Genomic DNA, 12,073 nt, shown 5'->3' with positions numbered 1-12,073 from the left:
TATTGTATGATGCGAATGCGTCGCATCGTCGTCGGTCTTCGCTTTTCATCCGCATCCTCCTCTCTACAAAAAAATCGCCCTTTTTATTCAAAAGGACGATTGATTCGCGGTACCACCTTAATTCCATCCATGTCTCTGGATGACACCTCGTTCTTAACGCGAACACACGTTCATTGCCTCATTTCTTTCGACAATGCGACTCCAAGACACGTTCCAGATTCTTTCTTATCTGCTTGCACCCTCCGCAGACTCTCTGTAAAGAAAAGCCTCTGTACTCCTTCTCTTCTTCGTCTTTATGAGATAATTATACACACGAAATTCGATTTTGCAACCAAAAGTGGAAAGGATTTTCTGAAAAGAAATCCTTAATTTTTCAAAGACTGCAATGGCGCCGGGATCCTTCCCCCGCGGTCGATCATCACATCGTTTTTCGTTTGACGAATCGGCATGACCGGTCCCGAGCCTAACAGACCGCCAAAATCCAACTCTTCGCCCACCTTTTTGCCAATGGCCGGAATGATACGAACCGCTGTCGTTTTGGAATTAACCATACCGATGGCAGCTTCGTCCGCAATCACCCCGCTGATGATCGAAGCTGAAGTATCGCCAGGCACAACGATCATATCCAATCCGACAGAGCAAACCGCTGTCATCGCTTCCAATTTTTCCAAGCTCAATACACCAGCTTGAGCAGCATGGATCATGCCCGCATCTTCGCTGACCGGAATAAACGCTCCCGAAAGACCGCCGACATTGGATGTCGCCATCACACCGCCTTTTTTAACGGCATCATTGAGCATGGCCAGACAAGCTGTCGTTCCATAGGCACCGCATGTTTCCAGCCCCATCTCTTCCAAGATATAGGCAACACTATCGCCAATCGCCGGCGTCGGCGCCAAACTCAGATCCACAATTCCAAAAGGAACACCCAGTTTTTGCGAAGCAACCGTTCCGACCAATTGTCCCATCCGTGTGATCTTGAAGGCTGTCCGTTTGATCAAATCGGCAATCTTATCCATCGGCAGATTCTTATCGGCTTTGGACAGCACCGCCCGCACAACCCCAGGACCGCTGACCCCGACATTGATGACGCAGTCGGCTTCGCCAACGCCGTGGAAAGCACCGGCCATAAACGGATTATCTTCGACCGCATTGCAGAAAACCACCAGTTTGGCAGCCCCCAAGCAATTATCATTTTGCGTCGCCAAAGCACACTCTTTAACGATTCTTCCCATTTGTTTGACCGCATCCATGTTGATGCCCGCTTTCGTGGATCCCACATTAACGCTGGCGCAGACATGAGAAGTCGCTGCCAAAGCACGCGGAATGGCTTCAATCAGTTCTTTATCGCCTTTGGCATACCCTTTTTGTACTAAAGCGCTGAAACCGCCAATGAAATCAACACCCAGTTCCTGCGCACATTCTTCCAGCGTTAAAGCGTATTCCACCGGATCACCGCCCGAACATGCCACCAGCATCGCAATCGGTGTCACACTGATGCGTTTGTTAACAACGGGAATTCCATATTCTTTTTCAAATTCATTACCCACTTTGACCAGATCTTTAGCCAAGGTACAAATCTTCTTCTTGATTTTTTCACAACTCTTATGAATATCTGTATCCATACAATCCAACAAAGAGATTCCCATCGTGATCGTTCGGATATCCAAATATTCTTCATCGATCATCTTGATCGTTTCTAATATTTCCTGTGTCTGCATCCTGTCCTCCTAGATCTTATGCATCGAATCAAAGATATCTTGATGCATTACACGGATCACCAGACCCTTTTCTTTGCCAAGGCCATCCATTCTTTCACTAAAAGCAGACAAAGCCGTATCCATTCCCTGGATATCCACACTCATTGTCATCGTAAAGAAACCATCCACGATCGTTTGCGATACGTCCAAGATGTTGATATTTTCTTTGGCGCATTCATTGGCGATCATCGCCAAGATTCCCACTTTATCTTTTCCAATTACAGTAATGATTGCTTTCATAATTCCTCCTAAAACGCCAGTTCAAACACGGCATATTTTTCCAATTCAAAAGGCTCGTAAGCACTTTGAAGTCCTTCGACATTGACATCAAATTCACCCGGTGCAAAGGATGTCTGGGATTGCCGACGCAAACATTCTAAAAGCTTTTGTGTTTTCTCCTTATCTAATGTTTTTGTCTTTTTCCAGCAGATCTGATTTTTTTGATCCACCAGCAGGACTTCGATATCCAGCTCCTGAGCATTCAAAAGCGCTGCGGCCTGATCACATTCCTGGACATTAAAATAAAAATCACTGCTGTCGATATCGCCGCCTTCGAAAACAAAGATCGCAATATCCATCGTGTAACAGAACTGCAACTTTGCCCCGCGATTCAACAAACGAATTTCTTCGGATGACCACTCACTGTCTTTGATCACCAACATGAATTTGCCATCCACAAAATCCATGATGGCCCCCGGTTCTATATCGTAAGGGAATATTTCTTTTTTTCTCATGCTCCCAGTATATAACAAAAAAACTGTCGTCTCAAAAAGAAACGACAGTGAATTGATTTTCTTTTAAATTCCCAAAGATTTTTGAGCCGCTGTCACGATCGCCATCTTGTAGATTTCCTGTGAAGTACATCCGCGAGACAAATCGTTGATCGGAGCATTCAATCCTTGTAATACAGGTCCGATAGCTTCCCATCCGCCTAAGCGGGCAGCGATCTTATAACCGATATTTCCACTGGATAAGTTCGGGAAGATAAATGTATTGGCATGACCGGCAACGGGAGAACCAGGCGCTTTCAAAGAAGCAACTTCTTCACTGACTGCACAGTCAAACTGCATTTCGCCATCCACTTCAAAATCGATCGGCATACGTTTCAAACGTTTTACTGCTTCGGTCATCTTCGCAACACATTCCCCTTTGGCACTTCCCATGCTGGAATATGAAAGTAAAGCGACTTTCGGTTCTACACCAAATTGTTTTGCGGTATGGGCTGTCTGGATCGTGATCTCTACCAATTCATCCGGTGTTGGATTGATGTTGATCGAGCAGTCACCCATGATATATTGTTCAGACCCTTTGACCAACAAGAAACAAGAGCTGACCAGCGGCTGTCCCGGTGCTGTCTTGACCAGCTGCAGAGCAGGTCGGATCGTATCCGCTGTAGAATACGTAGCTCCTCCTAACAGACCGTCCGCATATCCCATTTCTACTAACATCGTTCCAAAGTAGTTGGAAGACTGGATCGCTTTACGGCATTGTTCCAGATCCATTTTACCACGGCGAAGTTCAACCATTCTCGTTGCCATTTCATCCAGCTTATCGAAAGTGGCAGGGTCGATCTGTTCGATTCCAGAAACATCCAATCCGTTTTCTTGAGCACACTCGGCGATCTGTCCTGGCGTTCCCAATAAGATCGGGTGAACGACGTCGTTCTTTTTCAAATCAATAACTGCTTTTTGGACGCGGGCGTCCCATCCTTCTGTAAAGACGATTCGAATGCCTTTACCTTTGACTTTTCCTTCTAGTTCATTAATTATCATTTTTCACAACCTCTTTCGTGTTTAGTATAAATCAAATATATCCCTAATGCACGAAAAACGTTGTGAACTTTTTCGCAATTTCAAATTCAGACTTTTCTTCCTTTTGTCTTCACACAAACTGGCATATACTGGGTCTCAGAAGGAGGACCAAAATGACAAAGATCGTTGAAATCACCGACCGCGATCCCGCTTTGATCCAACCCCAGTTGAAAGTATGGAAAAGCTCGGTACAAGCGACGCACCATTTCTTATCCGAAGATGAAATTCAGCACATTCAAGAATATGTACCGCAAGCTTTGCAGGAAGTGCCGCATCTGAATATTTTGGAAAATGAAGACCATATCCCGGTTGGTTTTATGGGGATCGCCAATCAATATTTGGAAATGTTATTTATTGCCGATGAAGAAAGAGGAAAAGGGTACGGAAAAGAGCTGTTACAGTATGGAATCGAGCATTTTTTTGTAAACGATCTGGCCGTCAACGAACAAAATCCAAATGCTAAAGGATTCTATGAACATCTGGGATTTACAGTGTACAAACGAACCGAACTCGATGAACAGGGAAACCCTTATCCGCTGCTCTACATGAAAAGAAAGAGCTGACTCTTTTTTTTCGTGACATTCTGGAGTATACTGCCCTTAGAAGCAGAGTAAAAATATGTGCGTTAAGTGTTCCAAACACGGGGAGTTGGTTTGGAAACGAAAAGGAATCTTGCGATACATATTTTGCATCCCGCTGTTGTAATGGCAAAACCGATCTCTTTTTCCATTGCACGAATGGGAAAGGAGGTCTTTTTTGATGAATAAATACTTTGCGGTCTTTAAAGAAAATGCGAAATCTTTAAAAGATGTTCGTGTCTTGGTTGGCGTGAGCCTGTTTTGTGCCTTAAACGTGATCTTAAACATGTTTTCGATCCAGCTGACACCGATGCTCAAGATCTCATTTGGTTCGATTGCGGTCGCCGGCAGCTGTTATTTCTATGGTCCTTATCCCAATATGATTGCCGCTTTTATCTTGGATACGGTCAATTATATCTTGCGGCCCACCGGTCCTTATCAGCCTTGGTTTATGATCAACGCGGTCGTGATTGCCCTTCTCTATGCACTGTTCTTCTACAAACAAGAAAAGATCGGTGTCGTTCGCTGTGCCCTGGCCCGTCTTTCGGTGGTCTTGATCGTCAACCTGTTCTTAAATCCCTTATGGCTGTCGATGATGTATGGCGACAGTTTCTGGGTCTTGTTGAGTGCCAGGGTCATCAAAAACATCGTGATGTATCCCATCGATGTCTTTGTCCTCTATCTGACCATGAAACTCTGTGTGCGTCTCAAAGATCAAATTCCCCATTAAAAAAAGCCCTCCTGCATCGCAGAAAGGCTGCTTGGCACTGATCAAGTGCCTTTTTTATTGAATAGGAATGAATTTGGTTTCTTCCTCTTCTTTTTTAGCCTGAGTAGGAACGCTGATCTTTAATTCACCGTTATCAAAGCTTGCCTTGATATCGCTTTGTTTGACATTGTTTCCTACATAGAAGCTACGAGAACAAGAACCGCTGAAACGTTCCTGACGAATGATGCGTCCCTGATCGTCTTTTTCTTCATTCTTGCCTTGACGAGTTGCCGAGATCTTCAAATAACCATTCTTTAACTCTAACTGAATATCTTCTTTTTTGATGCCCGGCACTTCCATGTTCAATTCATAGTAACCATCTTTTTCCGTAATATCGGTCTTCAAAAGATTCGATGACGTATTTGTTGTCGTGTAATCATTGTTGAATAAATCATCAAATAAATCAAAAGTTCTGAATCCTGGATAGAATTTCATAACTGTCACCTCCAAAATAGTTTTTATGAATTCCTATCGAGTTAGCACTCTATTTCTAACTCTGCTAATATTATAGCACGCTTTTTAGCACTGTAAAGTATAAAGTGCTAATTTTTTAAAAAGAAAAATCTCAGAGTTTATCCCTGAGACTCAATTTCAGAAAATACGATATCAATGACTTGTTCTAACAAATCACGAGGTAATGATTCCACTACTCTATAAGACCTGGCGGACAGATCTAAAGATTTTACATGCTCGCACAATATATTTCCTATTGTCTGTGTTCTGCTATCCAAAGAAACATGCAAAGGAAAGGGACGTGTTGTATTGGTAATTGGACAACATATGGTCATGTTTGTCTTTTGATTAAAGAAATTATTACTGATGACAAGAGCCGGTCTATATCCCGCTTGTTCATGTCCTTTTGTTGGATCTAAATCAATCTTTATGATATCACCTTGTTTTACCATATCTCTTTACCCACCGGGTCTCCCCAATCAATTTCTTGACATTGGTACTTTTCTTCATACCCTTCAAACAGATCCTGAATCGATTTTCTTTTCTTTTGAACAGCTCTGATCTTCAGTTCGTCGTTAGCCACAATCAATTCAACTTTTTGGCCGCTCTTCCAATTTAAGCGTTCTAAAACTCCTTTTGGAATTCGGATTCCTTGACCGTTCCCCCATTTTGCGATACTTGTTGCCATATTGATCACCTCTATATAAGTATATACTATGTATACACTTATATCAATGCATCCTTGAGTAGATCAAATTATACAAAAGATGATGAAGCTTTAAAAAACATAAAATAAAAAAGCCGATAAGCATCGACCTTTCTTTGACTATTGGTAGTGCGTACGGGGTTCGAACCCGTAAATGCAGCCTTGAGAGGGCTGTGAGTTAACCATTTCTCCAACGCACCATCTGACGTGCCCTCATTTTATCACCAACTCTAAAAAAACGCCAGTGAAAAATCGGTTCTATAAAAAGGAGGCCCATGGCCGCTGGATCTTATCGATTTCTTGGTTCCAATAAAACAGATGATCGATGTAGACTTCTTTACGTTCTTTGATCGGCAAAATACAATCGTCCCAGCCGTAATGATGGACCAAAGATGTCAGATCGTACATCGGATATCCCATCGCATGGCCCGGCGTATGGACAACCGAGCACGCCTGAGCAATCGCATGACAGATTGCTTTCTCTTCGAGTGAATCGATCTCCTTGGCTACCGCATGACAATCCAAGATCTTTCTTTGCGCTTCGCGCATCTTGATCTTGCCCCTCGACCAGTCTTGAGCCGCTTGACAGGCTAGTCTGGGACGAGTCTCCTGCGGATGTTTGCGTTCCCATGCCTGCACACTTTCCTGAGCCAGATCCAAAGCCCATAACACCAGGACACGATGGTCTTGAGCCTCGAGCAAATCTTTAAGATCTTGCAGGAACAAAGAATCTTTCGCAAAGTAGATCTGATTCTTTTGTCTGATTCGTTTTTCTACCTCTTGGATCCAATTCATATCCGCTCTTTTCACTCCCTATAAAATACGTTATAATTGCACCCATGAAAACATATATAGAATTATTTTGGACATTCACCAAGATTGGTGCCTTTACGTTTGGCGGCGGGTATGCCATGCTTCCGCTGCTTCAAAAGGAGATCGTCGATACAAAACATTGGGCAACCGAAGAAGAGCTGATGGACTACTTTGCGGTCGGCCAATGTACCCCGGGGATCATTGCCGTCAATACCGCTACTTTTGTCGGTTACTACAAGAAAGGGATCCTGGGCGGCATTGTCGCAACCTTAGGGATCGTCTTCCCCAGCATCGTGATCATTTTGCTGATTGCGAGCATTCTTCAAAACTTTGCCGACCTCGCCATTGTGCAGCACGCCTTGGCCGGGATCCGGATCGCTGTCTGCGTACTGATCCTGAATGCGGTCGTCAAACTTGCGAAAACCGGGATCAAAGATAAAGAAGGATTGTTGATCTTTATCGCCGCCTTGGTCTTGACTTACTTTGCGGTTGTTTCTACTGTCTGGATCGTGGTCCTGGCGGGTGCTGCCGGATTGTTGATACAAACGATCCGCATGAAGAAAGGAGATAAATCATGAGTATTTGGATCTCTTTGATCGTTGAATTCTTTAAGACCGGCCTTTTCGCTTTAGGCGGCGGGCTGGCAACGATTCCCTTTCTGTATGCGATGATCGATAACTACGGTTGGTTTGACGAGACCATGCTGATGAACATGATCGCTATCAGTGAATCCACACCGGGTGCCATGGGTGTCAATATGGCCACATATGTCGGCTATCATGCCACCGGCGGTTCGATCTTAGGTGGCATCGTCACGACCTTGAGCCTGGTCGCCCCCAGCATCATCGTAATCTGCATCATTGCCCAGTTCTTAAAAAAGTTTAAAGACTCCCCATACGTGCAGCACGTCTTCTACGGATTGCGTCCGGCCGTGGCCGCGATGATCGCCAGTGCCGGCATCGGGATCATCATTCAAGTATTATTTAACGGAACTTTGTCTTTATCGACATTTGTTCCTTTGAACTTTGTCTTGTTTTTGATTATTTTGGCAATCTCGCTAGTCTTTAAAAAACTGCATCCGATCGCTTTGATCTCTTTATGCGCCCTGTTAGGCATCATTTTGGGGTTATAAAGATTCGTCGACCTTCATCATCCGATACCCGACCCCGATATGCGTTTGAATATAATGCACATTGGTCCCCTTGGGTTCGATCTTGCGCCGAAGGGTTGCCATAAAGACACGCAAGGAAGCCATGTCGCTTTCCCAGCATGTGCCCCAGATGGCCTGGGTCAAATATTTATGCGTCAAAACGCGGCCGACATTTTTTGCCAACAGGCATAAGATCTTATATTCGATCGGCGTCAGATGCAGTTCCTGCCCTTTCATGGTCACGCTGGCAGCCCCATAGTCGATATGAAGATCGCCGTTGGTAAAACTGATCTCCTCTTGCGGAGAATGTTCATTCAAATACGCCAGACGCCGCTGGATCACACGCAGTCTGGCCAAAAGTTCATCCACCGAAAACGGTTTGGTCAAATAATCATCCGCTCCGGCATCCAAAGCCTCGATCTTGTCCGCATCTTCACTGCGGGCACTGATCACAATGATCGGCATATTGGACCAGCTGCGGATTTTTTTTATGACCTCGATCCCATCCAGATCCGGCAATCCCAGATCCAGTAAGATCACATCGGGATCTTCCTGCGATGCCCGGTCCAAGCCTTCCTCGGCATTCTTCGCACTTTCATATTCATATCCATGCGTATCCAACGTCGTCGCGATCAAATGACGAACGGTGGTATCATCTTCTATGACCAAGATCTTCATATTCTGCATCCTCCTTACTTTGGGGCAAGCTGAAAGTAAATTTGGCTCCGTGAGGTTCGCTGTCCTCTAAAAGCAGCTTGCCATGATGGGCTTCGATCACACTTTTACAAAGCGCCAAGCCCAGTCCCAGACTGCGTTTGGCATCCGTCAGTTTGCCTGCTCCGGTATAAAACATTTCAAATACATGTTCTTTTTGTTCACCCGGGATCCCCGGTCCATCATCCATGACCGTCACAAAAACCATCGAATCTTTTGTCTGCGTCTGGATCCTGATCGTAGAGCCCGATGGCGTATATTTGATTGCGTTGTTGATCAAATTCACCACCACCTGCATGATCAGGCGAGCATCCATATACGCTAGAGAAAAGTCATCCTTGCGCTCAAACACGATCTTATGTCCTTGCGTATGGCCTTCACAATGTTTCAAAGCTTCCTCGATCACATCTTCCACAACATCCTGGCTGCGGTGCAGATCAACTTGTTTTTGATCCAAACGCGTGATCGCCAGCAGATTCTCCACCAGTTCGATCAGCCAGCGTGAATCATCATAAATATCTTGATAGACCTGTTTTTTGATGACCGGGTCCATCTGTTCTTCCTGATGAAGCAGATTGGTCGCATTGCCGTAGATCGAAGTCAGCGGCGTTCTCAGATCGTGAGAGATCATGCGCAAAAGATCAGCCCGCAACCGTTCATTTTCCGCTTCGATCCGCGCTTCCTGGCGTTCCTTGATCACCCGCTGGTTTTCTAATGTCATGGCACACTCGCCGAGGATCGACAAGAAAATATTTTCTTCAAATTCATCGATATTCTGCAGGTCTTTCTCCAATCCGACAACAGCCAAAACTTCTTTTTCCAGATGCACCGGCGCATAAGAAGCATGCCGGCCCGATACGATGCCCGCATAACCGCCCTTTTTCAAAACCTTTTGAACCTCATGCATCTCTTCTTTTTCCAACATCTTCTGCGAGATCGTTCCCGCTGTGATCGCTTCCTGGATCTGGTCATCCTGGATAGGATACACGATCACGCCGCAGCCGAAAAGATCTTGAAGCTGTCTGGCCATACAAGAATACGCCTGTTCCGGCCCTTTGGCTTTCGAAAGCTGCTGTGACGTATTGAACAGCACTTTGGCACTGTAAGCATCCTGCCGAAACGCCTTTGCATTGTTCTTGAGACGAACAGCCAGAGATCCGGCCAGAACCGAGGCCGCCAGCATGATCATAAAGGTCGCAAAATGATCCCGGCCATACGCATGAAACGTAAACCGCGGAATCGTGAACAAGTAGTTATAGATCAGCACACTGGCAATCGAAAAAAGCACGCCGGTCAAACGCGCCGTCGTCAAGATCGAAACAACCATGACTCCTAAGAGATATAAGAGAATGATCGTTGCCCCATCCAGGTTCAAGCGATAAAACAAACTGCCTATGCCGCTCACCACCAGCAGCAACAGCCCGCAGACCATAATATCCCACAAGATATTTTGATGGGATCGAAAAAACAGAACATTCTTTTTCAATGGATTTTTCATGCCTCTATTGTAGCGAAATTTTAAAAATATTTCAGAAAAATTCAAAAGGTCCCCCGCTTTTGATAAAATAAGAAGTATGTTGAATCTACCACAAAAAGGGATCTTGATTGCTCCCGCATCTTTACATTTATCCCTCTACCAGAAAATCTTAAAAACCCACGGAAATACTTTAGGTCTTGAGATCTTGAGCCTTCAAAGCTATATCCAGCGTTTTTTTAAAACCGACCCCCAAACTTCGATCGATTTTTACTATCAGGTACGCGAGCTCTGCCAGACGATCCCGGAAGAAAATGCATTTTATGCCAGCCGTTCCAGTTTTGCCTTTATTCAGGAACTGACCGACTTTGCGGGTTTGGCCAAAAGCTATGCCTTAGACTTTGACAAACTTCCCGAACAGACACAAAAAGAAAAAGATCTGAAGATTCTGCTTCAACAGATCCAGGATCTTCCCTATTGGCAAGCCGAGATTCCTAAGATCCTGCGCAAAGATCTGGATGCCTCTAACGTAACGATCTTGCCTTATGAATATTCTGAATCCGAACAGCTTTGGATCCAAAAGCTGCTGGCAAGCCATGCCCAAGTCTTAAAACTTGACGCCCCTGGAAACCGTCATTACTGGTCAACCGGGAATCCCCGCAAGCAAGCCCAGCAGATTGCCAAGACCATTCTGGGCCAAGATCTGGAAGCTTCCGAAGTTTTTGTCAGCTGCAATGACAATGCGGAAAAACAAGTTTTGGCACAGATCTTTGATCAGCACCAGATCCCCTATACGATCCTGTCTTCGGACCAGAAAAATCCGTTTGCGGCTGCCTTTTTGAGTGCGCTGGCCTGGATCTTGGAACCCGATCTGGATCATTATTTAGTCCTGATCGATCTGCTCTATCCGCAAACGCGGCAGATCATCCAAAGCACACTGAGAAACTTCCCCGCTTTGTGGAAACAAGCCTATTCCTTCCCGGAAGTCTATGAAGAAAACACATTGCTTACGCAAGAAGAGTTTGAACATTTGAAACATCATCTCAAACAAACACAAGCCTGGCTGCAGGAGCATGATGCGATCTTAAACTGGTCCATAGATACTTTAGATGCAATCTTGACGACGATCCAAAACCAGCTGCCTTGTACCGAAGATAATTTGAATGCTTTTTACTGGATCCAGGAACAGCTCAGACAGAGCTGGAAAAAGATCCGGACCGCTGAAGATCTTCAATTCTTCAAAGACTACATCGAAGCCAAGATCCCTTCAAAATCCATAAAGCACCATCAAGGCGTTTTGATCGGAAGCCGAAAGGAGATCACCCCTTTCTTTTCCACCGTCTTTTTGTGCGGGGCCCATGCGGCAAATTTCCCGGCCTTTTCCATGCATACCGGGATCTTTGATGAAGCCTACTTGGCCTCTTGTGACTTCCCGTCGCTTTCCAGCCGCCTGCAAAAACAAAGAGAACAGCTTTGGACGGTCTTAGAGAACTGCCAGGATCTCTATGTTCTGGTTGCGGAATCGGATTATAACGGCAAAGATCACGCCTTAAGCCATGAACTGGAACAATGGTTTGGACATGGCCCGGTTTTTCAGGAATTCCAAGATCCGATGCGATGGAGCCAGCCGCAGTTTGCTTGCGAACAAGAGACGGCACAAGCCCTGTTTTTTGATGCACACCAGTTTGTAGGTTCTGTATCGCGTTTAGAAAGTTTTGCCCGCTGCCCATTCCAGCACTTTTTGCGCTACGGTCTTCGCCTTCAAGAACGAGAAGATCTAAAAGATATCCGGATCCGGGGATCGATTTATCATGCGATCTTAGAAAAGCTGATCCAAAAACATCA

At 45.1% G+C, this 12,073-nt stretch carries 15 protein-coding genes, 1 tRNA gene, 1 riboswitch and 1 other annotated feature; of the genes, 5 read left to right on the top strand and 11 right to left on the bottom strand.

What is annotated here, in order from left to right:
- Window positions 1-88: 88 nt before the first annotated feature.
- Window positions 89-297: a binding site (T-box leader), on the bottom strand.
- Window positions 298-365: 68 nt separating this feature from the next.
- The 4 genes from Q0J48_RS04845 to pta all read right to left on the bottom strand — a co-directional run bounded on the left by Q0J48_RS04845 (window position 366) and on the right by pta (window position 3,532).
- Entirely contained in the window at window positions 366-1,721 is a 1,356-nt protein-coding gene (locus tag Q0J48_RS04845) for a PFL family protein (protein ID WP_296242156.1), read from the bottom strand.
- Between the two features lie 9 nt (window positions 1,722-1,730).
- On the bottom strand, window positions 1,731-2,000 hold the full coding sequence (locus tag Q0J48_RS04840) for an ACT domain-containing protein (RefSeq protein WP_296242155.1): 270 nt from the start codon (window positions 1,998-2,000) through the stop codon (window positions 1,731-1,733).
- Window positions 2,001-2,008: 8 nt separating this feature from the next.
- Entirely contained in the window at window positions 2,009-2,494 is a 486-nt protein-coding gene (locus Q0J48_RS04835) for a hypothetical protein (protein WP_296242154.1), read from the bottom strand.
- Window positions 2,495-2,557: 63 nt separating this feature from the next.
- Window positions 2,558-3,532 carry a phosphate acetyltransferase gene (pta, locus tag Q0J48_RS04830; RefSeq protein ID WP_296242153.1) on the bottom strand — a complete coding sequence of 325 codons (975 nt, stop codon included), beginning with the start codon at window positions 3,530-3,532 and terminating at the stop codon, window positions 2,558-2,560.
- Between the two features lie 152 nt (window positions 3,533-3,684).
- Here pta and Q0J48_RS04825 point away from each other — a divergent pair, with 152 nt between their 5' ends.
- Both Q0J48_RS04825 and Q0J48_RS04820 read left to right on the top strand, forming a co-directional pair.
- The gene (locus Q0J48_RS04825) at window positions 3,685-4,134 is read left to right on the top strand and encodes a GNAT family N-acetyltransferase (RefSeq protein ID WP_296242151.1); all 450 of its coding nucleotides are present in this window, start codon (window positions 3,685-3,687) and stop codon (window positions 4,132-4,134) included.
- A gap of 41 nt (window positions 4,135-4,175) precedes the next feature.
- A riboswitch (THF riboswitch) is annotated at window positions 4,176-4,272 on the top strand.
- A gap of 58 nt (window positions 4,273-4,330) precedes the next feature.
- On the top strand, window positions 4,331-4,879 hold the full coding sequence (locus Q0J48_RS04820) for a folate family ECF transporter S component (RefSeq protein WP_296242149.1): 549 nt from the start codon (window positions 4,331-4,333) through the stop codon (window positions 4,877-4,879).
- 54 nt (window positions 4,880-4,933) lie between these two features.
- Here Q0J48_RS04820 and Q0J48_RS04815 read toward each other — a convergent pair whose 3' ends face one another.
- The 5 genes from Q0J48_RS04815 to Q0J48_RS04795 all read right to left on the bottom strand — a co-directional run bounded on the left by Q0J48_RS04815 (window position 4,934) and on the right by Q0J48_RS04795 (window position 6,872).
- Window positions 4,934-5,353 (bottom strand): Hsp20/alpha crystallin family protein, encoded by a 420-nt coding sequence (locus Q0J48_RS04815; RefSeq protein ID WP_289569876.1) that lies wholly within the window; start codon window positions 5,351-5,353, stop codon window positions 4,934-4,936.
- Window positions 5,354-5,490: 137 nt separating this feature from the next.
- A complete protein-coding gene (locus Q0J48_RS04810; RefSeq protein ID WP_296242145.1) occupies window positions 5,491-5,823 on the bottom strand; it encodes a type II toxin-antitoxin system PemK/MazF family toxin in 333 nt (110 codons plus the stop codon).
- Window positions 5,817-6,059, bottom strand: coding sequence for an AbrB/MazE/SpoVT family DNA-binding domain-containing protein (locus Q0J48_RS04805; RefSeq protein WP_296242144.1), 243 nt, complete (start codon window positions 6,057-6,059; stop codon window positions 5,817-5,819). The genes Q0J48_RS04810 and Q0J48_RS04805 overlap by 7 nt, the downstream gene beginning before the upstream one ends.
- Before the next feature lie 142 nt (window positions 6,060-6,201).
- Window positions 6,202-6,277 (bottom strand) — tRNA-Glu (locus Q0J48_RS04800).
- A gap of 58 nt (window positions 6,278-6,335) precedes the next feature.
- Window positions 6,336-6,872 (bottom strand): putative immunity protein, encoded by a 537-nt coding sequence (locus Q0J48_RS04795; RefSeq protein ID WP_296242142.1) that lies wholly within the window; start codon window positions 6,870-6,872, stop codon window positions 6,336-6,338.
- A gap of 44 nt (window positions 6,873-6,916) precedes the next feature.
- Here Q0J48_RS04795 and Q0J48_RS04790 point away from each other — a divergent pair, with 44 nt between their 5' ends.
- Both Q0J48_RS04790 and Q0J48_RS04785 read left to right on the top strand, forming a co-directional pair.
- Complete coding sequence (locus tag Q0J48_RS04790; RefSeq protein ID WP_296242140.1) at window positions 6,917-7,468, top strand: chromate transporter; 552 nt, start codon at window positions 6,917-6,919, stop codon at window positions 7,466-7,468.
- Window positions 7,465-8,022, top strand: a complete 558-nt coding sequence (locus tag Q0J48_RS04785) for a chromate transporter (RefSeq protein ID WP_296242138.1) — start codon at window positions 7,465-7,467, stop codon at window positions 8,020-8,022. Before Q0J48_RS04790 ends, Q0J48_RS04785 begins: the two co-directional genes overlap by 4 nt.
- Here the strand turns inward: Q0J48_RS04785 and Q0J48_RS04780 are convergent.
- Both Q0J48_RS04780 and Q0J48_RS04775 read right to left on the bottom strand, forming a co-directional pair.
- Window positions 8,017-8,727, bottom strand: coding sequence for a response regulator transcription factor (locus tag Q0J48_RS04780; protein ID WP_296242136.1), 711 nt, complete (start codon window positions 8,725-8,727; stop codon window positions 8,017-8,019). The two genes, Q0J48_RS04785 and Q0J48_RS04780, sit on opposite strands and share 6 nt — an antisense overlap.
- On the bottom strand, window positions 8,693-10,252 hold the full coding sequence (locus Q0J48_RS04775; RefSeq protein ID WP_296242134.1) for an ATP-binding protein: 1,560 nt from the start codon (window positions 10,250-10,252) through the stop codon (window positions 8,693-8,695). Before Q0J48_RS04775 ends, Q0J48_RS04780 begins: the two co-directional genes overlap by 35 nt.
- A 76-nt stretch (window positions 10,253-10,328) precedes the next feature.
- Here Q0J48_RS04775 and Q0J48_RS04770 point away from each other — a divergent pair.
- The coding region (locus Q0J48_RS04770; RefSeq protein WP_296242132.1) for a PD-(D/E)XK nuclease family protein at window positions 10,329-12,073 on the top strand (1,745 nt) is incomplete at its 3' end.

Source organism: uncultured Faecalicoccus sp. (assembly GCF_944325745.1).
Lineage (GTDB): Bacteria > Bacillota_I > Bacilli_A > Erysipelotrichales > Erysipelotrichaceae > Faecalicoccus.
Note: the sequence above shows the minus strand (reverse complement) of the source record. Positions and strands in the feature narration are given on the sequence as shown.

Bases quoted from the DNA above. Each gene is read 5' to 3' on its own strand.
- Q0J48_RS04810 (WP_296242145.1), bottom strand. From the start codon at position 5,823: ATGGTAAAACAAGGTGATATCATAAAGATTGATTTAGATCCAACAAAA.
- Q0J48_RS04795 (WP_296242142.1), bottom strand. From the start codon at position 6,872: ATGAATTGGATCCAAGAGGTAGAAAAACGAATCAGACAAAAGAATCAG.
- Q0J48_RS04775 (WP_296242134.1), bottom strand. From the start codon at position 10,252: ATGAAAAATCCATTGAAAAAGAATGTTCTGTTTTTTCGATCCCATCAA.
- Q0J48_RS04780 (WP_296242136.1), bottom strand. From the start codon at position 8,727: ATGCAGAATATGAAGATCTTGGTCATAGAAGATGATACCACCGTTCGT.
- Q0J48_RS04785 (WP_296242138.1), top strand. From the start codon at position 7,465: ATGAGTATTTGGATCTCTTTGATCGTTGAATTCTTTAAGACCGGCCTT.
- Q0J48_RS04845 (WP_296242156.1), bottom strand. From the start codon at position 1,721: ATGCAGACACAGGAAATATTAGAAACGATCAAGATGATCGATGAAGAA.
- Q0J48_RS04815 (WP_289569876.1), bottom strand. From the start codon at position 5,353: ATGAAATTCTATCCAGGATTCAGAACTTTTGATTTATTTGATGATTTA.
- Q0J48_RS04840 (WP_296242155.1), bottom strand. From the start codon at position 2,000: ATGAAAGCAATCATTACTGTAATTGGAAAAGATAAAGTGGGAATCTTG.
- Q0J48_RS04820 (WP_296242149.1), top strand. From the start codon at position 4,331: ATGAATAAATACTTTGCGGTCTTTAAAGAAAATGCGAAATCTTTAAAA.
- Q0J48_RS04805 (WP_296242144.1), bottom strand. From the start codon at position 6,059: ATGGCAACAAGTATCGCAAAATGGGGGAACGGTCAAGGAATCCGAATT.
- Q0J48_RS04790 (WP_296242140.1), top strand. From the start codon at position 6,917: ATGAAAACATATATAGAATTATTTTGGACATTCACCAAGATTGGTGCC.
- Q0J48_RS04835 (WP_296242154.1), bottom strand. From the start codon at position 2,494: ATGAGAAAAAAAGAAATATTCCCTTACGATATAGAACCGGGGGCCATC.
- Q0J48_RS04825 (WP_296242151.1), top strand. From the start codon at position 3,685: ATGACAAAGATCGTTGAAATCACCGACCGCGATCCCGCTTTGATCCAA.
- pta (WP_296242153.1), bottom strand. From the start codon at position 3,532: ATGATAATTAATGAACTAGAAGGAAAAGTCAAAGGTAAAGGCATTCGA.